The organism is Streptomyces sp. B3I8, from assembly GCF_030816915.1.
Classification (GTDB): Bacteria; Actinomycetota; Actinomycetes; order Streptomycetales; family Streptomycetaceae; genus Streptomyces.
In genome coordinates, this window is the sequence record NZ_JAUSYN010000002.1 from 3,739,346 (window position 1) to 3,758,960 (window position 19,615).

A 19,615-nucleotide genomic window follows, 5' to 3' on the forward strand; every position below is an offset into this window, starting at 1 on the left:
AGGGGTGGGAGATGGCCGGGCACGGGACGGACACGCATCCGCACGGTGCTGACCACCTGTGCGAGGCCGGCCACCGCGTGTACTCCCGGGCCGTGCGCCGGGGCCGGATCCCCCGCACGGACGCGGACCCGGTGCCCTGTCTGGTCGAACTGGCGCTGCTGCACCCCGATCCGGACGACATGGACTGGCTGGTGCCGACCCCGCCGCAGGAGGTCATGACCCGGCTGCTGCGCGGGCTGCACGCCGAGGTGAGCGCCAGCCGCACCCGGGTGGGCGCGGCGGTGGCCGCCGTGGAGTGGTACGCCGGGCTCGGCGGGCGCGAACAGCCGCCGGCCGAACGGTCCGCGATCCGGGTGCTGGACGGACTGCCGCGGATCCGGGCCGCGGTGGACGAGGCGACCGCGGCGTGCGTCTCCGAGGTGCTCACGGTGCAGCCGGGTGGCATCCGGCGCGAGGACGAACTGGCCGAAGGACTGCACCGGGGGCTGGAGATGCGCCGGCGCGGGGTGCGGATGCGGGACCTGTACACCCATGTCGCCCGGCACGGGCAGGGGTTGCACACCTACCTGGAGCTCGTGGGCGAGGCGGCCGAGGCCCGTACGCTCGACGAGGTCACCGAACGGCTGATCCTGTTCGACCGCACGGTCGCCTTCATCCCGGCCAACGCCGACCGGACGGTGGCGCTCGAACTGCGCCACCCCGCGCTCGTCGAGTACCTGGTCACCGTCTTCGAACGGCTGTGGCGCCTCGCGATCCCGCTCACCTCGCCGCTGCCGAAGACCGGCATCGACGGCATCACCCACCGCGAACGGTCCATCGCCGCGCTGCTCGCGGAGGGGCACCAGGACGCGGCGGTCGCGGAGCGGCTGGGGATCAGCGTGCGCACCTGCCGGGCGCACATCGCGCGGCTCTCGGAGACGCTGGGGGCGGCGAGCAGGACGCAGTTGGGCGTGCGGATCGCCCAGGCGGGCCTGGACAGCCCTCAGGGCGCCCCGGGGCTCCTCCCGGTCCCCGCCAGGGCGGCAGACGCGCGTACGGCGCGTTAGCCGGGCGTACGGCGCTCCGGCCACGCGACGCGTACGGCGCGATGGACCCGTGTACGGCGCACTGGCGGGCGTGTGGCGCGCTGCGGGGCGTACGCCCCGCCCCGGGCGCCTCAGTGGTCGCGCTCCAAGATTCCCGACTGGGCGATCAGATAGCCCAGCTGGGCCCGGCTGCCGCTGCCCAGTGCCGCCGCGAGCTTGGCGATGTGCGCGCGGCAGGTGCGCACGTTCATGCCCAGGCGGCGCGCGATCGCCTCGTCGACGTGCCCCTCGATCAGCAGCTTCGCTATCGACCGCTGCACCCCCGTGATGCCCTCGGGCGTCGACTCGTAGGGCACCTCGTCCATCAGCGGCGTCGCCCGCTGCCACAGGTGCTCGAAGACCTTGATGAGGTACTGCACGAGCCCGGGGTGACGCAGTTCCAGGGCGACCTGGTTGTCGTCCTGGGCGGGGATGAAGGCGACGGTGTCGTCGCAGATGATCAGCCGCTCGATGAGCTGTTCAAGCGTCCGTATCTCGATCTTCGCGCCCGCCATCTGGTCCACGTAGGCGAAGGTGCTCTGACTGTGCCGGACGGTGTGCTGGTACAGGGTGCGCATCGACAGGCCGCGCTCTATCAGCGGCTTGCTGCGTTCCAGCGCCTGGCTCAGGATGTGTTCCGGACGGCTGCCGCCCGGCTGCACGGTGAGCACCTCGGTGCGTGCCTCGGCCACGGCCACGTCCAGCGCGGCGGCGATGCGGGCCGGTCCCTCCAGCACCGTGATGGCGTGCGTGGTGGCGGGTTTCTGCGCGCTGAGCGCGAGAAAGGGCTGGAAGGCGTCCGCGAGGTCGAGGGTGAGCCGACGGCGGTCCTGGATCTCGCGTTCCAGCGGCTGGATCTGCTGGGCGAGCGCGATCGAGGGGGGAACCGGACGGAGCCAGTCGGCGTCGTCCGGATCAGGGTGGAGGAGCGCGAATTCGAGCAGGCAGGGAGCGGGCTCCACCTCCGCCCGGGAGATGCGCCCGGAGCTCAGTGCGGTGGCGTAGAGACGGGAACCCTCAGGGCAGAGTTCTGTCACGCCGTGAGGATGTGTCGGTTTTGTGCGCTTTGTCGGCAAATCTCCACCCCCCAGGGTCCTGAACGTGCAGGAACATGATGCATCCCGTCTGTGGCATTGACGTGCCTGAATGAGCCATCGTCTTCCTCAGACGGGGGGAGAGGAAGCCATCAAGTGAGGACGAAGCCGACCATGAAGAAGAAAATGCTTCGCTCGGTGCTTGCCACTACCGCCGTCGCCGTCGCGCTGGCCGGTGGTGCGGCTGCCGGTCCTCTCGACGTCGGCTGGGGCACCTCTGCCCGTTCGGCGTCGACCACGACGGTGCAGTCCGCCGGCCTCGGCGACGTCGGCTGGGGAAGGGTGACGGCCTCCGCCGATCCCGGTGACGTCGGCTGGGGTGTCGCCCCCGCCGGCACCTCTGGTGACGTGGGCTGGGGCGTCGTGCGGGCCTCGGACTCCGGTGATGTCGGCTGGGGCTCCACGGCCGTCCCGGGTGACGTCGGCTGGGGAGCGCCGGTCGCCTCCCCCGGTGATGCCGGCCGGTCGGCGCCGACGGAAGCGGAAGCATGACCACTCCGCCCGACGACCGGTCCTTCCGGCGCGAAATGGCCACCGCCTACCGCTCCGGCTGGCACTTCATCGACCTCGTCACCGCGATCCCCCACCCCGGTGACTCGTTGATGGTGACCGTGTTCGGAGAGCCCGTCGTCGTCACCCGTGACGAGGACGAGGACGTACGGGCGTACCGCTGTCTGCGACGGCCTCGGGGGGCGCCGCAGCCGGTCCGGTGCGCCATCCGCTACGGCATGATCTTCGTCAACCTCGACCAGCGCGACCACCGGCTGGACGGCCCCGACACTCCCGACTCCCCCCACGAGGTACCCGATCTGAGGACCATTTCGGCCACCCCCCGCAGTGCCTGACGCGATTCCCCCGTCGTAAAAGATCGCTCAGGCGCTTCCCCCCGCAGCGGCGTCACCGTGACCTGAACACGGTGACGCCGCTGCAGTTTGCGGGGAACTCTCCTGGTATGGGTTTCCTCCGAATCGCCCACAGATGGCCGAATCCTTGCGCGGTTCGCCGGCGTCCCCGTTCACCGGGGGCGCCGGCGAGCCGTGTGTCCCGGCCCCCGCGCCCGTGTGGCCCACCTCTCGCACCCGTGCGTCTCACATCCCGCACCATGAGCGGAGTAGACTCAACTTTGTCGACGTTGCTCTAGTCAGAGGACCGAGTTCGAGGAGGGATACGCGACCGTGGACGCCGAGCTGACCAACAGGAGCCGGGACGCGATCAACGCGGCCGGCAACCGGGCCGTGTCGGAGGGTCACCCGGACCTCACCCCCGCCCACCTGCTGCTCGCGCTGCTCGAGGGGCAGGAGAACGAGAACGTCATCGACCTGCTGGCCGCCACCGGCGCGGACCAGGCCGCCGTACGCACCGGCACCGAGCGCGCCCTGGCCGCACTGCCCAGCGTCACCGGCTCCACCGTCGCGCCGCCGCAGCCCAATCGCGAGCTGCTCGCCGTCATCGCCGACGCACAGGCCCGCGCCAAGGACCTCGGTGACGAGTACCTGTCCACCGAGCACCTGCTCATCGGCACCGCCGCCAAGGGCGGCCGGGCCGCCGAGGTGCTCTCCGGGCAGGGCGCCACCGCCAAGAAGCTGCTGGAGGCCTTCCAGAAGGCCAGAGGAGGACGCCGGGTGACCACGCCCGACCCGGAGGGCCAGTACAAGGCCCTGGAGAAGTTCGGCACGGACCTGACCGCCGCCGCCCGCGAGGGCCGCCTGGACCCGGTGATCGGCCGGGACCAGGAGATCCGCCGCGTGGTGCAGGTGCTCTCCCGCCGCACCAAGAACAACCCCGTGCTGATCGGCGAGCCCGGCGTCGGCAAGACCGCCGTCGTCGAGGGCCTCGCCCAGCGCATCGTCAAGGGCGACGTGCCCGAGTCGCTGAAGGACAAGCGGCTGGTCGCCCTCGACCTCGGCGCGATGGTCGCGGGCGCCAAGTACCGCGGCGAGTTCGAGGAGCGCCTCAAGACGGTCCTCGCCGAGATCAAGGACTCCGACGGGCAGGTCGTCACCTTCATCGACGAGCTGCACACCGTCGTCGGCGCGGGCGCCGGCGGCGACTCCGCGATGGACGCCGGCAACATGCTCAAGCCGATGCTGGCCCGCGGCGAACTGCGCATGGTGGGCGCCACCACGCTGGACGAGTACCGCGAGCGGATCGAGAAGGACCCCGCCCTGGAGCGCCGGTTCCAGCAGGTGCTGGTCGCCGAGCCCTCCGTCGAGGACTCCATCGCCATCCTGCGCGGGCTCAAGGGCCGCTACGAGGCCCACCACAAGGTGCAGATCGCGGACGCGGCACTGGTGGCCGCCGCGACCCTCTCCGACCGGTACATCACCTCCCGCTTCCTGCCCGACAAGGCGATCGACCTCGTCGACGAGGCCGCCTCCCGGCTGCGCATGGAGATCGACTCCTCGCCCGTCGAGATCGACGAACTCCAGCGCGCCGTCGACCGGCTGCGCATGGAGGAGCTGGCGCTGGACAAGGAGACCGACGTCGCCTCCCGCGACCGCCTGGAGCGGCTGCGCCGCGACCTCGCCGACAAGGAGGAGGAGCTGCGCGGTCTCAACGCCCGCTGGGAGAAGGAGAAGCAGTCCCTCAACCGCGTCGGCGAGCTGAAGGAGAAGCTCGACGACCTGCGCGGCCAGGCCGAACGCGCCCAGCGCGACGGCGACTTCGACACCGCCTCCAAGCTGCTCTACGGCGAGATCCCCGACCTGGAGCGCGACCTGGAGGCCGCCTCCGAGGCCGAGGAGGAGGTCGCCCAGGACACCATGGTCAAGGAGGAGGTCGGCTCCGACGACATCGCCGACGTCGTCGCCTCCTGGACCGGCATCCCCGCCGGGCGCCTGATGGAGGGGGAGACGCAGAAGCTGCTGCGCATGGAGGAGGAGATCGGCAGGCGGCTCATCGGCCAGGGCGAGGCCGTACGGGCCGTCTCGGACGCCGTGCGCCGCAGCCGCGCCGGCATCTCCGACCCGGACCGCCCGACCGGCTCGTTCCTCTTCCTCGGCCCCACCGGCGTCGGCAAGACCGAACTCGCCAAGGCGCTCGCCGACTTCCTCTTCGACGACGAGCGGGCCATGGTCCGCGTCGACATGTCGGAGTACGGCGAGAAGCACAGCGTGGCCCGGCTGGTCGGCGCGCCCCCCGGCTACGTCGGCTACGAGGAGGGCGGCCAGCTCACCGAGGCGGTGCGCCGCCGCCCGTACAGCGTGGTGCTGCTCGACGAGGTGGAGAAGGCGCACCCGGAGGTCTTCGACATCCTGCTCCAGGTGCTGGACGACGGCCGCCTCACCGACGGCCAGGGCCGCACGGTCGACTTCCGCAACACCATCCTGGTCCTCACCTCCAACCTGGGCAGCCAGTTCCTGGTGGACCCGCTGACCAGCGAGGTGGAGAAGAAGGAACAGGTCCTGGAGGTGGTGCGGGCCTCCTTCAAGCCGGAGTTCCTCAACCGGCTCGACGACCTGGTGGTGTTCTCCGCGCTGTCCAGGGACGAGCTGAGCCGCATCGCCCGGCTCCAGACCGACCGCCTGGCCGCCCGGCTCGCCGAGCGCCGGCTCACCCTGGAGGTCACCGACGAGGCGCTGGCCTGGCTCGCGGTGGAGGGCATGGACCCGGCGTACGGCGCCCGGCCGCTGCGCCGCCTGGTCCAGACGTCCATCGGCGACCGGCTGGCCCGGGAGATCCTGGCCGGCGAGATCAAGGACGGCGACACCGTGCGCGTCGACCGCGCCGGCGAGGGCCTCATCGTGGGCCCGGCGTCGGGCAAGACGCTGTAGCGCGCGGGGGTGCCCCTGCGGGCGGCCCGCAGGGGCACCCCCGCGGTCCGCCCCAGGTGGTGTCCATTGCGGCCATTGGGCCCAATGAGGCCATTGCGCCGGGGGCGGACAGGGGTGGACATGTCCCGCCCGGGGTTGCCACCCCCCTCCCCGCATGAGGGAGGATGGCGGCATCCGTACGAAGGGAAAAACACGGTGAGCATCGACCCGTCCTCGATTCCGAACTTCGGGGGCCAGGAGCCCGAGCCCGGGCCGCCGGCCGGCCCCGTCGTCCCGGATCAGGACCTCGTGAAGCAGCTCCTGGACCAGATGGAGCTCAAGCACCTCGTCGACGAAGAGGGAGACCTCGTCGCGCCGTGGGAGCAGTTCCGTACGTACTTCATGTTCCGCGGCGAGGACGACCAGGCGGTCTACTCGGTCCGTACGTTCTACGACCGGCCGCACAAGATCGACGAGAAGCCCGCCCTGCTGGAGGCCATCGACGACTGGAACCGGCGCACCCTGTGGCCCAAGGTCTACAGCCACACCCATGACGACGGCACCGTCCGTCTCATCGGTGAGGCGCAGATGCTGATCGGCACGGGCATCAACCTCGAGTTCTTCGTCTCCTCGACGGTGAGCTGGGTGCGCGCCGCCATCGAGTTCGACCGGTGGCTCGCCGAGCAGCTCGGCCTCGAACAGCAGGTCGACGGCGCCGGGCAGGCGGACGACGCCGACGAGGACGAGGACACCGACGAGTGATCCGGCGGCCGTGCGCCGGGCCGCGCTCCCCGGGATGACCCCGGGCGCGGCTCACAGCGCGGCACGGGCGAACACCACCAGGTACGCCCCGTAGGCCAATGAGAGCCCGGTCAGGGCGCCGACCACCAGGACGGCGTGCCACGGCCGGGCTCTCGCCGTGCGCACCAGTGCCCGCGCGGGCGGGATCAGCAGCGGGAACGCGGGCAGCAGGAAGCGCGGCTTGGAGGCGAAGTAGCCGGAGCCGCCGACCGCCACCAGCAGCAGCACCCCGCAGTAGACGACGAGCGGCAGCGGCGCCCGGTCCGCCAGCAGCAGCGCGAACAGCAGCAGCGCCAGGACGACGATCACCACGGTCAGCGGGTGCACGGAGCGGGTCGCGTGCACCATGAAGTGCCGTACGAACTCCAGCGAGCCGCGCCCCAGGTCGAAGCGCGAGCCCCACTGCTCCTGCACGCGGAAGTAGCCGCCGAGCGGATCGCCCTCACGGACCCCCACCCACAGCACGTATCCGCACCAGCCGAGCGGGGCGAGCGCCGCGCCCGTCCACAGCCTGTGGACGGAGGTGGCGGCCTCCGGACCGGTTCCGGGCCTGTTCCCGCCCCCGGGCCCGTGCGGACGGCGTCGCCAGATCTCCGCGCCGGCCGCCGCGATCACCGCCGCCGCCACCGCGAAGCCGTTCGGCCGCGCCAGCCCCGCGCCCGCCGCGAGCACGCCCGCCGCCACCCAACGCCCGCTCAGCACCGCGTACAGCGACCAGGCGGCCAGTGCCGTGAGGAGCGGCTCGGTGTACGCCATCGACAGCACCACCGAGTGCGGCAGCACCGCCCACAGCAGCACGAGGACGGTGGCGACGGCGCCCCCGTACAGCCGCCGTCCGGCGAGGTGGATCCCGTACGCGGCCACCACCGCCGAGGCCCATGACACCAGCAGCCCGGCCGTGCCCCAGCCGACCGGGAGCACGGTGGTCACGGCCCGTACCAGGCCCGGGTAGAGCGGGAAGAAGGCCAGGTCGCTGCGGACGAAGAGGTCGCCGTGGTGGTGATCGGCGCGGATGTGGCCGTAGCCGTGGGCGGCGATCCCGAAGTACCAGAGCGAGTCCCACGAGCGGCCGAGCAGGGCCAGCGGATGCGCGTGTCCGGCGCCCCGCGCGGTCTCCAGGACGAGGAGCGCCCCGGTCAGCCGTACGGCGACGAACAGGGCGAGCGCGGCGGGCGCCCCGGTGAGGCGGTTCCCCGCCCGTGGCCGGCGGAGCCTCCCGCCGGGCCGCCTCCGGCCGCCCGGCAGCCGGAGCGCACCGCCCGCACCGGAGGGATCGGTGACATCGGCGACGTCAAAGGCACCGGAGCCGGAGACACCGGGGACTTCGGGAGGCGCGAGAGTGCGGAACTCGGTCACACGGGAACCATGCGACGATTTCTTCTGATTTCTGCGCTTTGTCCCTCACGCGGCCCAAGGAGGCGCGCACCCGGAGTCCGTGCGGCAACCCGGCAACCCGGCCGTGCGGGCGGGTCAGGCGGCGGTTCCGCGCAGCACCTTCAGCCTCCGCACGGCCTCCTCCAGCACCTCCACCCGCTTGCAGAACGCGAAGCGGACGAACGGCGCGCCCTGCTCCCGGTGGTCGTAGAACACCGCGTTGGGGATCGCGACGACGCCGGCCCGCTCCGGCAGTGCCCGGCAGAAGGCGACCCCGTCGCTCTCCCCCAGCGGGCGGACGTCGGCCGTCACGAAGTACGTCCCGGCCGGGCGGAACACGGAGAAGCCCGCCGCCCGCAGTCCGTCCGACAGCAGGTCCCGCTTCCGTCCGAGGTCCTCACGCAGCCCCGCGAAGAAGGACTCCGGCAGCGCCAGCCCCTCCGCGACGGCGTACTGGAACGGTCCCGAGGCCACGTACGTCAGGAACTGCTTCGCCGACCGCACCGCGGTGACCAGCGCGGCCGTGCCCGTCACCCAGCCGACCTTCCAGCCGGTGTACGAGAAACTCTTGCCGGCGCTGCCGATGCTGACCGTGCGCTCCCGCATCCCGGGGAATCCCGCGAGCGGCAGGTGCTCGGCACCGTCGAACACGAGGTGCTCGTACACCTCGTCCGTGACCACGAGGAGATCCCGCTCGACCGCCAGTTCGGCGATCGCGGTCAGTTCCGCCCGGTTCAGCACGGTCCCGGTCGGGTTGTGCGGGGTGTTGATCAGCAGCAGCCGGGTGCGGTCGGTCACCGCGTCGCGCAGCTCGTCGAGGTCGAGGCGGAAGACGGGACCGTCCGGCCCCTCGTGCGGCCGCAGCGTCACCGGCACGCGCTTGCCGCCCGCCATGGCGACGCAGGCCGCGTAGGAGTCGTAGTACGGCTCCAGGGCGATCACCTCGTCCCCCGGCTCGACGAGCGCCAGCAGCGCGGCCGCGATCGCCTCGGTGGCACCGGCGGTGACCAGCACCTCCGTGTCCGGGTCGTACGTCAGTGCGTACCGCCGCTGCTGGTGGGCGGCGATCGCCGCGCGCAGCTCGGGGACGCCGGGGCCGGGCGGGTACTGGTTCCCGCGCCCGTCGCGCAGCGCCCGCACGGCCGCCTCGCGGATCTCCTCGGGCCCGTCGGTGTCGGGGAAGCCCTGGCCGAGGTTGAGGGAGCCGGTGCTCAGCGCCAGTGCCGACATCTCGGCGAAGACGGTCGTGCCGAACTCGGTGAGCCGCCGGTTGAGGAGGGGACGCGCGGGGGAGGTCATGGCCGCCATCCTGCGCCCGGCCCGAGGGGTTCCTCAACTCCGCCCGCGCCCGGGGCCCGCCGGTGGGGGCCTGCGGCCCGTGTGACGGCGGACCGGCTGTCAGACCCCTCTGGGATGCTCCGACGACGGGGACGACGACGGGGACGACGACGGGGACGACGACGGGGACGACGACGGGGACGACGACGGGGGCGACAGTGCCGGACATGACGGTGCAGCTGACGATCGACTGCTCCGATCCGCGGCGGATGGTGGCCGCCTGGGCCGAAGCCCTGGGTTACGTGCCGGAACCCCCGCCGGCCGGGCACGCCACGTGGCGTGCCTACTGGGCGGCGACGGGGGTGCCCGAGGAGGAGCTGCCGCCCGGCGCCGGGGACATCCCGGAGTCGATCGTGGATCCCTCGGGGCGTGGACCGAGGGTGTGGTTCCAGCAGGTGCCGGAGCCCAAGGTCGCCAAGAACCGGTGGCACTTCGACCTCAGGGTCGGCGGGGGCCGCGACGTCCCCCTGGACGTCCGCGCGCGACGGGTCGGGAGCACGGTGGAACGGCTGGTCGCGGCGGGTGCCAGCGTGCTGCGGGTCAACGACGAGCCGGACACGGGGTTCTACGCCGTCGCCCTGCGGGATCCCGAGGGCAACGAGTTCGACGTCGTCTGAGGGCCGCGGTCCCTCAGAAGTTGCTCAACTTCGCTTTGGGCCGCGCGGCGTGAGGGCATCTCCCGGGCACACAACGCCGGGGCGCCGACGAGGCCGGCCCGGCATCGGACGGCCTCCGGACCGATCGGGGATCTGCCGGGGGCCGATGGGGGATTCGAAGGGAGGGTGGCGCCATGGCATTCGGCATCATCCTTGCGGTAATGGCACTTCTGTTCGCCTGGGTCTTCGTCGCCGCGAGGCGTCGGGAGGGCGCGGCGAAGGGGAAGCGGTCCCGCACCGCCCGGTACGCGGCAGGCGGGGGCGGCGGCAGCTGGTGGGCCGGCGACTCGAGCGGTGACTCGTCCTCGGGCGGTCACAGCGGTGGTGGTCACAGCGGTGGTCACGGAGGTCACTCGTGCGGGGGAGGCCACTCCTGCGGCGGCGGCTCCTCCTGCGGTTCGTCGTGCGGGGGCGGCTGCGGCGGAGGGGGCTGAGGCGGCCCGGCCGGCCAGGGGGAGGGGCGCACGGGGGCGCGCGTCGTACGTGAACAGTTGAGCTGTGCAGCCCTCGGGGGGATGGAAACCCCACGAAGTTGGGTAAAAACGCTGTGGCGGCCCCAGAGTTCATGATTCCCTCTAGATCACGAAACAGCCCCAGTACGCCTGCGGGCCATCCCGCGGGCGGACCTCCTCCGGACCGGGTTGTTTCGGATGTCCTGTCCGGCCGGCCGAGTCGGCCGGTCTCCCCGGCGCCACCGAGGTGTGTGCCGGCCCCTCCCCTTTTGCGTGCTAGCGGAGCCGATCCATGCTCACGACCCTGAACACCTCCTACACCGACACGCGCGCGGCCGACCTCGCCTGGACCCTGGACAGCGGGCCGCTGCCCGCGCTCGCCACCCTCGACCTCGAACTGGCGGACACCACAGTGCAGTTGCGCCTCCTCGGCGCCTCCCACCAGGTACTCCTGGAGGCTCCCGAGGGCGACTGCTCGGAGACGGTCGCCTGCATCCAGGGCAGCAGCACGCCGCTGCCGCTCGGTGTGGCGAAACGGGTCGACGACTGGGAGTACGAGTTCGCGGCCCGTGTGGAGGTGCTCTCCCCGGACTCGTTCGCGGGGCGCGCCCAGGAGCTGCTGGCCCTGGTCGCCGACCATCCGCACGGCCTGGCCGGCGTCTTCCCCGGCAGTCCGCACGCGTTCACGGCGTTGCTGGCCCAGCGGTACGAGGGCCAGATCCACTGGCGCACCTGGCACGCGTACCCGCAGGACGGCCAGCTCGTCGCCACCCGCACGCGGGTGGGCAGGGTCACCCGTGCCGCCCGTGCCTCGACGGACGAGTGGCATCCGGGACTCCCCGTGGACCACCGCGCCCCCCGCCTCCAGGCCACGGGCGTCTGAACCGGCGCGCGGGCCCGGCGCGGGCGACATGTGCCGGGGCGGGGCCCTCGAAGGGGCGCTCCCCGCGCACCACTTCACCACCGCTTCATGCGCGTGAGTGACAAGGCCCGGCGTCGGCGCCCCGGTAGCGTTCCGTCAGTGATCGACCCGTATGCCCCCGCACCCCCCGGCGCCCCGCCCCGCCGGGGCGAGCCGGGCCGGGCGCCGCTGCCCGTACGTCCCGGCACGGGACGCTTCCTCGTCCTGACCGGCGTGTTCATCTGCGCGGCCTGCGGACTGGTGTACGAACTCGAACTCGTCGCCCTCGCCTCGTACCTGATCGGCGACTCCGTCACCCAGGCCTCCGTCGTCCTCTCGGTCATGGTGTTCGCGATGGGCATCGGCTCGCTCGCCGCGAAAAGGCTGCGCTGCCGCGCGGCCGTCGGCTTCGGCGCCGTGGAGGCCGCCCTCGCCCTCGTCGGCGGCCTCAGCGCGATGGCGCTCTACGCCGTCTTCGCCTGGTCCGGCGGCGACTGGGCCGGTGTCCCGGCGGCCGGCCCCCGTTGCCTGCTCGTCGCGTTGTCCCTGGCCATCGGCCTGCTCATCGGCGCCGAGGTCCCCCTCCTCATGGAGCTGATCCAGCGCGTCCGCCGCCAGGAGGCGGGCGGCGCGGTCGCCGACCTCTTCGCCGCCGACTACGTGGGCGCCCTCGTCGGCGGCCTCGCCTTCCCCTTCCTCCTGCTGCCGCGGCTCGGCCAGCTGGGGGGCGCCCTGCTCACCGGCGCGGTCAACGCCGTGGCCGGCGCCGCCCTCGTCCTCGGCCTGTTCCGCCGGGACCTGCCGAGGCGCACCCGCCGCGTCCTCCTCTCCGTCGACATCGCCGTGCTCGCCGTGCTCGCGCTCGCCGCGCTGCTCGCCGGCGACTTCGAACGGGCCGCCCGGCAGGAGGTGTTCGGCACGGACGTACGGGTGGCGCTGCGGACCGGCGTCCAGGAGGTCGTCCTCACCGGCGGCGAGCACGGCCGCCCTCTCGACCTGTTCCTCGACGGCCGGCTCCGGGTGAGCGGCCGTGACGAGCACCGGTACCACGAGGCCCTGGTGCACCCCGCCATGAACGGCCCCCACGCGCGCGTCCTCGTCCTCGGCGGCGGCGACGGACTGGCCGCCCGCGAGGTGCTGCGCCACCCGGGTGTACGGCGGGTCGACATCGTCGAGCTCGACCCGGAGGTGGTCCGCCTGGCCCGCCGGGACCTCGCCCTCTCCCGCCTCAACGCGCACGCCTACGACGACCCCCGCGTCCACGTCATCACGGACGACGCGTTCCGCCGGCTGCGGGCGATCCCCGCGCGCTCGTACGACGTGGTGGTCGCGGACCTCCCCGACCCCGGCATCAGCGACAGCACCAAGCTGTACTCGCAGGATTTCTACGGCCTGGCCCGCCGCGCCCTCGCGGACGGCGGCCGGCTCGTCGTGCACGCGGGCCCGGTGGCCACCCGCCGCCGGGTGTTCTGGACCGTGGACACGACGATCCGGTCGGCCGGGCTGCGCACGGTGGCGTACCGAGTCGAGGGGCGCGGCGCCTGCTCCGCCGGCGGCCCCGACCGGGCGGCCCCGGGGGACACCGACTGGGGCTTCGTCCTGGCCGGGCGCACTCGCCCGGCGCTGCGGCTCGACCCGGCGGCACCGCGGCCGCGCTCGCTCACCCGGGAGGGCCTGGCGATCGACCGCCGGGCGGCGGCCCGCACCCGGGTGACCGGGCTGCAGCCGTCGACACTGGTGCACCCGCGCTACGGGGGCTGACCCGCCCCGGCGAATCGCCGCATCGACGGGTTCCGTTCCGGCCGCGGTGGGTAGGCTCGGCCGGCATGGAGCATGAGGTGTTCGTTCCGGTACCGGCCGAGCGATTCGGCGAGGTGTTCGCGGACCCCGAACGGACGGCCGGGGCCGTGCCGGGGTTCCAGCAGGACGCGGGGGCGGAGCCCGGCGCCGGGCGCCTGAAGGTGCGCGTCGGGGGACACAGCATCACCTACCGCGGTGCGTTCGCGGTCGTCCGGCGGGACGACGGCTCATACGTGATCGAGGGCGACGCGACGGAGGTCCGCGGCGGTGGCACGGTACGGATCGCCCTGACGGTACGGCTGCGGCCGGCCAAGGGCGGCACGACGCTGGCGTTCACCGGGACGGCGGCGGCGACCGGCCGGATCGCCGAACTGCCCGCGGAGACGGTGGCGTCGGCGGGCACCCGCCTGCTGACCCGCTTCGCGGAGAACGCGGGGGGGACCGCGGCGGACACCGCGGCCGGGCCCACGAAACCTCAGGCTCCGCCTCGGCCCGCGCCCGCGCCCGTGCCCGTGCCCGCCCCGGAGGATGCGGTGGCCGAGCCGCCGGCCGAGGCGGCGCATGCGCGGCGGACGATGATCGGGCGGAGCGCGGAGGAGGTCGACCATGCCCCGCCGCGTGGGCGGTACGCGCCGGTGCCGGCGCCGGAGGCGGTGGGGTCCGCGGAGGTGCTGCGGTGGGCCGCCCCCGCGGCGGCGGTCGTCCTCGCCTCGGCGATCGTCATGACCCGCGTCCTGCGCAGACGGCGCTGACGGCGAGGCGGATTTCATCGCCCCCGCCGCTCCCACCCTTCCCGTCCCTGCGAAGGGCTCCGCCCCGCGGACCCGGCACTGGGTTTCGTCCCGTTCCGCGCGGTTCCCCGCACCCCTGTCATGGGCGCGGAGCCCCCGGGGACGGGGAGAGCAGGGGGCTGGGGGCGGGAAAGAACGACCGCCCCCAGCCCCCGCTAGGGTCATCCCCGTGAGCAACGAACCGATCACGCTGACCGCGGGCACCGCGGAGGCCACCCTCCACCCGGCCAACGGCGGCCGCCTCACCAGCCTCCGCATCGCCGGCACGGAACTCCTCCGCCAGGGCGACCGCTACGGCTGCTTCCCCATGGTCCCCTGGTGCGGCCGCACCAGGGACGGCCGGTTCCGCGACGGCGCCACCGTCCACCAACTCCCCCTCAACTCCCCGCCCCACGCCATCCACGGCACCGCCCGCAACGCCCCGTGGACCACCGCCCGCGTCACCCCCGCCGAGGCCGTCCTCACGTACGACCTCACCGACCCGTGGCCGTACTCCGGCCGGGTCACCCAGGTCGTCACCCTCACCGAGGAGTCGCTGACCCTCGCCATGGCCGTGGAGACGTACGACTCGTCCTTCCCGGCCCAGATCGGCTGGCACCCCTGGTTCCACCGCACCCTCGACGGCAGCGACGTCCGCCTCGACTTCACCCCCGCCTGGCAGGAGGAACGCGGCGACGACCACCTGCCCACCGGCAACCGCGTCGAGCCCCGCCCCGGCCCCTGGGACGACTGCTTCGGCATGCCCGACGGTGTCGACGTCACCCTGACCTGGCCGGGGAGGCTCGCGCTGACGGTGGCGTCGCGCGAGCGGTGGGTCGTCGTCTACGACGAGCAGGAGGAGGCGGTGTGCGTGGAGCCGCAGACCGGCCCGCCCGACGGCCTCAACACGCTCCCGCGCCTGGTCACCCCCATCGAGCCGCTGGAAGCCGCCACCACCTGGACCTGGCGTCCCGCATAAGCTGAGCGCCATGACGACGGACGACGTGCGCGGCGCGCTGCTGCGGCAGATCAAGGACAAGGCCGTGGTGCACGGCAGGGTGACCCTCTCCTCGGGGCTGGAGGCGGACTACTACGTGGACCTGCGCCGCGTCACCCTCGACGGCGAGGCCGCGCCGCTGGTCGGGCAGGTGCTGCTCGACCTGACGGCGGATCTGGAGTTCGACGCGGTCGGCGGTCTGACCATGGGCGCCGACCCGGTCGCCGGCGCGATGCTGCACGCCGCCGCCGCGCGCGGCCGGCGCCTGGACGCGTTCGTCGTGCGCAAGGCCGCCAAGGCGCACGGCATGCAGCGCCGCGTCGAGGGGCCGGACATCAGGGGCCGCCGGGTCCTCGTCGTCGAGGACACCTCCACCACGGGCGGTTCGCCGCTCACCGCCGTGGAGGCGGTGCGGGAGGCCGGCGCCGAGGTCGTCGCTGTCGCCACCATCGTCGACCGCGCGACGGGCGCCGACGAGAAGATCCGCGAGGGCGCCGGGGTGCCGTACCTGTTCGCGTACGGCAAGGACGAACTGGGCCTGGACTGACCCCGACCGGCCCCGGGAGACCCTCCGGCCGGGACCGGCCCGACCGTCCGGCCGGTCCCCGCCCGGCCCGGCGCATCCACCTGCTGGACAGGGTGTCCGACACGGCGGGCCGAGTCTGGAAGGATGGGGCCGACGATGACGTCACCCCCTAGGTCAGGGACCTGAGTACGTAGAACGCACCCGTACATCACAAGGAGCGGACAGATGCCCATCGCAACCCCCGAGGTCTACAACGAGATGCTCGACCGGGCGAAGGCAGGCAAGTTCGCCTACCCGGCCATCAACGTGACCTCGTCCCAGACCCTGCACGCGGCGCTGCGCGGCTTCGCGGAGGCGGAGAGCGACGGCATCGTCCAGATCTCCACGGGCGGCGCGGAGTTCCTCGGCGGCCAGCACAACAAGGACATGGTGACCGGCGCGGTCGCCCTGGCCGAGTTCGCGCACATCGTCGCCGAGAAGTACGACGTGAACATCGCGCTGCACACCGACCACTGCCCGAAGGACAAGCTCGACGGGTACGTGCGGCCGCTGCTCGCGGTGTCGGAGGAGCGGGTCAAGGCCGGCCGCAACCCGCTGTTCCAGTCCCACATGTGGGACGGCTCGGCCGAGACGCTGGCCGACAACCTCGCCATCGCGCAGGAGCTGCTGGGCCGCGCCGCCGCCGCGAAGATCATCCTCGAGGTCGAGATCACCCCGACCGGCGGCGAGGAGGACGGCGTCTCGCACGAGATCAACGACTCCCTCTACACGACGGTCGACGACGTGACCCGCACCGCCGAGGCCCTCGGCCTGGGCGAGAAGGGCCGCTACCTGCTGGCCGCGTCGTTCGGCAACGTGCACGGCGTGTACAAGCCGGGCAACGTCGTGCTCCGCCCGGAGCTGCTGAAGGACCTGAACGAGGGCGTGGCCGCGAAGTACGGCCGCCCGGCCGGCAGCCAGCCCTTCGACTTCGTCTTCCACGGCGGCTCCGGCTCCACGGAGGAGGAGATCCGCACGGCGCTGGAGAACGGCGTGGTCAAGATGAACATCGACACGGACACGCAGTACGCGTTCACGCGTCCCGTCGTCGACCACGCGTTCCGGAACTACGACGGCGTCCTCAAGGTCGACGGCGAGGTCGGCTCCAAGAAGACCTACGACCCCCGCACCTGGGGCAAGCTCGCCGAGGCCGGCATGGCCGAGCGGGTCCTCACGGCCTGCGGCCACCTCCGCTCCACGGGCACGAAGATCAAGTAACTCTTCTCGTCCTGCCGCCCGCCCCGCGCCCCGTCAGGGACGCGGGGCGGTGCCGTTCCACAGCCCGCCCGGGGCCGGGCGGCCGAACCTGTGTCGAATGCCCGCGGGTCGCGTGAAGAAACCCGTGATTTCGACTGTGTGTTCCCGCTGTTGAGGGGCACGAGGAGCGACGGAGGTCGATAACCATGGTTCCCCTGCTTCTGGTTCTTCTGCTGGCTCTGATCCTCTTCGGCGCGGGCTTCGCGCTGAAGGCCCTGTGGTGGATCGCCGTGATCGTGCTGGTGGTCTGGCTGCTGGGCTTCGTCGTCCGCATGGCGGACAGTGGCGGCCGCAAGGGCCGCTGGTATCGCTGGTAGGCCCGCTCGGGCACCGGTCATCGCGCACCGGTACGCACGGCATGCCGAGGGCCCCGGACACCGTCCGGGGCCCTCGGCATGCCGACCTCGAGGAGTGTGAACCTTGCCCGCACGGGCACTTGGTGTCCCAGCCGGGGCCCGGTACGCAATGGGATCCACCTCCGATCACCGCGTCCCGGCGCGCGCCGACGCCGGTGCGGTGTTCCGGACCGGACCGGAGCCCCCTGGTGGAGCCCCCGCCCCTGCGGGATGATCCCCCCATGGCCGCACCCCCCGGCACGCACCTCCCCACCGCCACCGCCCGCTGGATCCTCCTGACCACGGTGCTCGGTTCCAGCATGGCCCTGCTGGACAGCACGGTCGTCAACGTCGCCCTGCCTCGCATCGGCCGCGACCTCGACGCCCCTCTCACCGCCCTCCAGTGGACCGTCAACGCCTACCTCCTCACCCTCGCCGCCCTGATCCTCCTCGGCGGTTCCCTCGGCGACCGCTACGGCCGCCGTCGCGTCTTCGTCCTCGGCGTGACCTGGTTCGCCGTCGCCTCCCTCGCCTGCGGCCTCGCCCCCACCCCCGGCGTCCTCGTCGCCGCCCGCGCCCTGCAGGGCATCGGCGGCGCCCTCCTCACCCCCGGCTCCCTCGCCCTCATCCAGGCCTCCTTCCACCCGGACGACCGCGCGCGGGCGGTCGGCATCTGGTCCGGCTTCGGCGGCATCGGCGCCGCCGTCGGCCCGTTCCTCGGCGGCTGGCTGGTGGAGGGGCCCGGCTGGCGCTGGGTGTTCCTGCTCAACATCCCCCTCGCCCTGATCTGCGTCCCCGTCGCCCTCCGCCACGTCCCGGAGTCGTCCGACGAGCGCGTCCACGGCCGCTTCGACCTGACCGGCGCCGCGCTCGGCGCCCTCTCGCTCGCCCTGGTGACGTACGCCCTCGTCGAGGCCCGGCAGGGCTCGCTCGCCGTCGCGCTCACCGCGCTCGCGGGCATGGCGGCGGGCATCGCCTTCGTGTACGTCGAACGACGCGCCGCGGACCCGATGATGCCGCCGTCGATCTTCGCCTCGCGCCAGTTCACCGCCGTCAACCTGGTGACACTGTGCGTGTACGCGGCGTTCGGCGGCTTCTTCTTCCTGACCGCGCTCCAGCTCCAGGTGGTGTCCGGCTACTCACCGCTCGAGGCCGGCACGGCGATGCTGCCCACGACCGCCCTGATGCTGCTGTTCTCGGCGCGTTCGGGCGCGCTGGCGGAGCGGATCGGCCCGAGGCTCCCGCTCACCGTCGGTCCGCTGCTGTGCGCGGCCGCGATGCTGCTGATGCTGCGGGTGGGCGAGGACGCGGGGTACCTCACCGACGTGCTGCCGGCGCTGCTGGTGATGGGCGCGGGCATGGTCACCCTGGTGGCGCCCCTGACCGCGACGGTCCTGGCCTCGGTGGACTCCGGCCGGGCCGGCCTGGCGAGCGGCATCAACAACGCGGCGGCCCGCGCGGCCGGCCTGGTGGCGGTGGCCGCGCTGCCGCTGCTGACCGGCATGGACGACGAGGCGTACCGCTCGGCCGGCGCCTTCGACGCGGCGTTCCGCCGCGCCATGCCGATCTGCGCCGCCGTCCTGCTGGCGGGCGCACTGCTGGCCTGGGCGACGGTCCGCCGCCCGGCCCCCGGCTGCGCCCATCCCGAATGCCACCGCCACGGCAACGTGACCACGCCTCCCCTGGAACCCCCGGTGCCCCCCGCGGGGCGCGGGACCGCGTGACCCGGCGGCTCCGAACGCGTCCCCGAAGGGGTGCGGGGAACCGCGTGGGGATCACGGAACACCCCGCACGCGCCGTCGGACACCGCCACCCCGAGCCATGAGCCCGCGGGCAAGGGGGTACCCCGGGCCCCGCGGCCACCCCTCCCCGCTCACCCCCCGACGGCCCCGTCCCGCAGACTGTGAGGCATGTCCATTCACGAGAACCTCCTCGGGGGTCCGCCCCCGACCCACCTCCCCGACGACCCGGAGCCCCGCGAGCTGCTCGCCGCCGGTACGGCCCCCGCCGACGTCGCCGCCAAATACCCCATGTCCTCCCTCGCCTGGGCCCGCCTCGCCGACGAGGCCTTCGAGCGCGGCAGCGTCGTCGAGTCGTACGCGTACGCCCGTACGGGCTACCACCGCGGCCTCGACGCCCTGCGCCGCAGCGGCTGGAAGGGGCACGGCCCGGTGCCCTGGGAGCACGAGCCGAACCGCGGCTTCCTGCGCGCCCTGCACGCCCTCGCCCGCGCCGCCGAGTCGATCGGCGAGCGGGAGGAGTACGAGCGGTGCAGCCAGTTCCTGAAGGACTCCTCGGAGACGGCGGCGCAGACGCTCGGCTGATCCGGGGCGCGGCACCCGCACGCCTCGCACGAAGGGTCCGCCCCCGCACCCGCGCGGGCGGACCTTGCGAGCTTCCGGACGATTGCGGAGGATGCCGTTGGGGACCGGGGCCCCCGTGCCGGCATCGGCAGGGGC

Annotated in this window: 18 protein-coding genes; 15 read left to right on the forward strand and 3 right to left on the reverse strand. The window is 73.2% G+C overall.

From position 1 onward, the window contains the following. Nucleotides 1-11: 11 nt before the first annotated feature. Nucleotides 12-1,046: a helix-turn-helix transcriptional regulator gene (locus QFZ64_RS18735; RefSeq protein ID WP_307067230.1), complete on the forward strand. Its 1,035-nt coding sequence runs from the start codon at nt 12-14 to the stop codon at nt 1,044-1,046. A 110-nt stretch (nt 1,047-1,156) separates the two neighbouring features. Here QFZ64_RS18735 and QFZ64_RS18740 read toward each other — a convergent pair whose 3' ends face one another. Beyond that, complete coding sequence (locus QFZ64_RS18740; protein WP_373430628.1) at nt 1,157-2,101, reverse strand: helix-turn-helix transcriptional regulator; 945 nt, start codon at nt 2,099-2,101, stop codon at nt 1,157-1,159. Nucleotides 2,102-2,254: 153 nt separating this feature from the next. On the opposite strand from QFZ64_RS18740, the gene QFZ64_RS18745 reads away from it, so the two are divergent. From QFZ64_RS18745 to QFZ64_RS18760, 4 genes are all read left to right on the forward strand, one after another. Next, nucleotides 2,255-2,650, forward strand: a complete 396-nt coding sequence (locus tag QFZ64_RS18745; RefSeq protein ID WP_307067234.1) for a 5'-nucleotidase — start codon at nt 2,255-2,257, stop codon at nt 2,648-2,650. After that, complete coding sequence (locus QFZ64_RS18750; RefSeq protein ID WP_307067236.1) at nt 2,647-3,003, forward strand: hypothetical protein; 357 nt, start codon at nt 2,647-2,649, stop codon at nt 3,001-3,003. Before QFZ64_RS18745 ends, QFZ64_RS18750 begins: the two co-directional genes overlap by 4 nt. A gap of 330 nt (nt 3,004-3,333) precedes the next feature. Further along, entirely contained in the window at nt 3,334-5,931 is a 2,598-nt protein-coding gene (gene clpB, locus QFZ64_RS18755; protein ID WP_307067238.1) for an ATP-dependent chaperone ClpB, read from the forward strand. A 195-nt stretch (nt 5,932-6,126) separates the two neighbouring features. Next, complete coding sequence (locus QFZ64_RS18760) at nt 6,127-6,672, forward strand: YbjN domain-containing protein (RefSeq protein ID WP_307067240.1); 546 nt, start codon at nt 6,127-6,129, stop codon at nt 6,670-6,672. 51 nt (nt 6,673-6,723) lie between these two features. Here QFZ64_RS18760 and QFZ64_RS18765 read toward each other — a convergent pair whose 3' ends face one another. After that, complete coding sequence (locus QFZ64_RS18765; RefSeq protein ID WP_373430629.1) at nt 6,724-8,067, reverse strand: hypothetical protein; 1,344 nt, start codon at nt 8,065-8,067, stop codon at nt 6,724-6,726. A gap of 114 nt (nt 8,068-8,181) precedes the next feature. After that, nucleotides 8,182-9,393 carry a pyridoxal phosphate-dependent aminotransferase gene (locus tag QFZ64_RS18770; RefSeq protein WP_307067242.1) on the reverse strand — a complete coding sequence of 404 codons (1,212 nt, stop codon included), beginning with the start codon at nt 9,391-9,393 and terminating at the stop codon, nt 8,182-8,184. A 197-nt stretch (nt 9,394-9,590) separates the two neighbouring features. On the opposite strand from QFZ64_RS18770, the gene QFZ64_RS18775 reads away from it, so the two are divergent. From QFZ64_RS18775 to QFZ64_RS18820, 10 genes are all read left to right on the forward strand, one after another. Beyond that, the gene (locus tag QFZ64_RS18775; protein ID WP_307067245.1) at nt 9,591-10,040 is read left to right on the forward strand and encodes a VOC family protein; all 450 of its coding nucleotides are present in this window, start codon (nt 9,591-9,593) and stop codon (nt 10,038-10,040) included. A gap of 783 nt (nt 10,041-10,823) precedes the next feature. Then, nucleotides 10,824-11,414, forward strand: coding sequence for a DUF2617 family protein (locus QFZ64_RS18780; protein ID WP_307067247.1), 591 nt, complete (start codon nt 10,824-10,826; stop codon nt 11,412-11,414). Nucleotides 11,415-11,552: 138 nt separating this feature from the next. Next, nucleotides 11,553-13,193, forward strand: coding sequence for a polyamine aminopropyltransferase (locus QFZ64_RS18785; protein WP_307067249.1), 1,641 nt, complete (start codon nt 11,553-11,555; stop codon nt 13,191-13,193). Between the two features lie 65 nt (nt 13,194-13,258). Then, complete coding sequence (locus QFZ64_RS18790; RefSeq protein ID WP_307067251.1) at nt 13,259-13,984, forward strand: SRPBCC family protein; 726 nt, start codon at nt 13,259-13,261, stop codon at nt 13,982-13,984. 208 nt (nt 13,985-14,192) lie between these two features. Continuing rightward, complete coding sequence (locus QFZ64_RS18795) at nt 14,193-14,981, forward strand: aldose 1-epimerase (protein ID WP_307067252.1); 789 nt, start codon at nt 14,193-14,195, stop codon at nt 14,979-14,981. A gap of 10 nt (nt 14,982-14,991) precedes the next feature. After that, complete coding sequence (gene pyrE, locus QFZ64_RS18800; RefSeq protein WP_307067254.1) at nt 14,992-15,546, forward strand: orotate phosphoribosyltransferase; 555 nt, start codon at nt 14,992-14,994, stop codon at nt 15,544-15,546. Nucleotides 15,547-15,750: 204 nt separating this feature from the next. Beyond that, nucleotides 15,751-16,782, forward strand: a complete 1,032-nt coding sequence (gene fbaA / locus QFZ64_RS18805; RefSeq protein WP_307067256.1) for a class II fructose-bisphosphate aldolase — start codon at nt 15,751-15,753, stop codon at nt 16,780-16,782. A 185-nt stretch (nt 16,783-16,967) separates the two neighbouring features. Further along, the gene (locus QFZ64_RS18810) at nt 16,968-17,138 is read left to right on the forward strand and encodes a hydrophobic protein (RefSeq protein ID WP_307067259.1); all 171 of its coding nucleotides are present in this window, start codon (nt 16,968-16,970) and stop codon (nt 17,136-17,138) included. Between the two features lie 260 nt (nt 17,139-17,398). Next, entirely contained in the window at nt 17,399-18,880 is a 1,482-nt protein-coding gene (locus QFZ64_RS18815) for an MFS transporter (protein ID WP_307067261.1), read from the forward strand. A 186-nt stretch (nt 18,881-19,066) separates the two neighbouring features. Then, on the forward strand, nt 19,067-19,480 hold the full coding sequence (locus tag QFZ64_RS18820) for a DUF3151 domain-containing protein (protein WP_307067263.1): 414 nt from the start codon (nt 19,067-19,069) through the stop codon (nt 19,478-19,480). Nucleotides 19,481-19,615 lie beyond the last annotated feature (135 nt).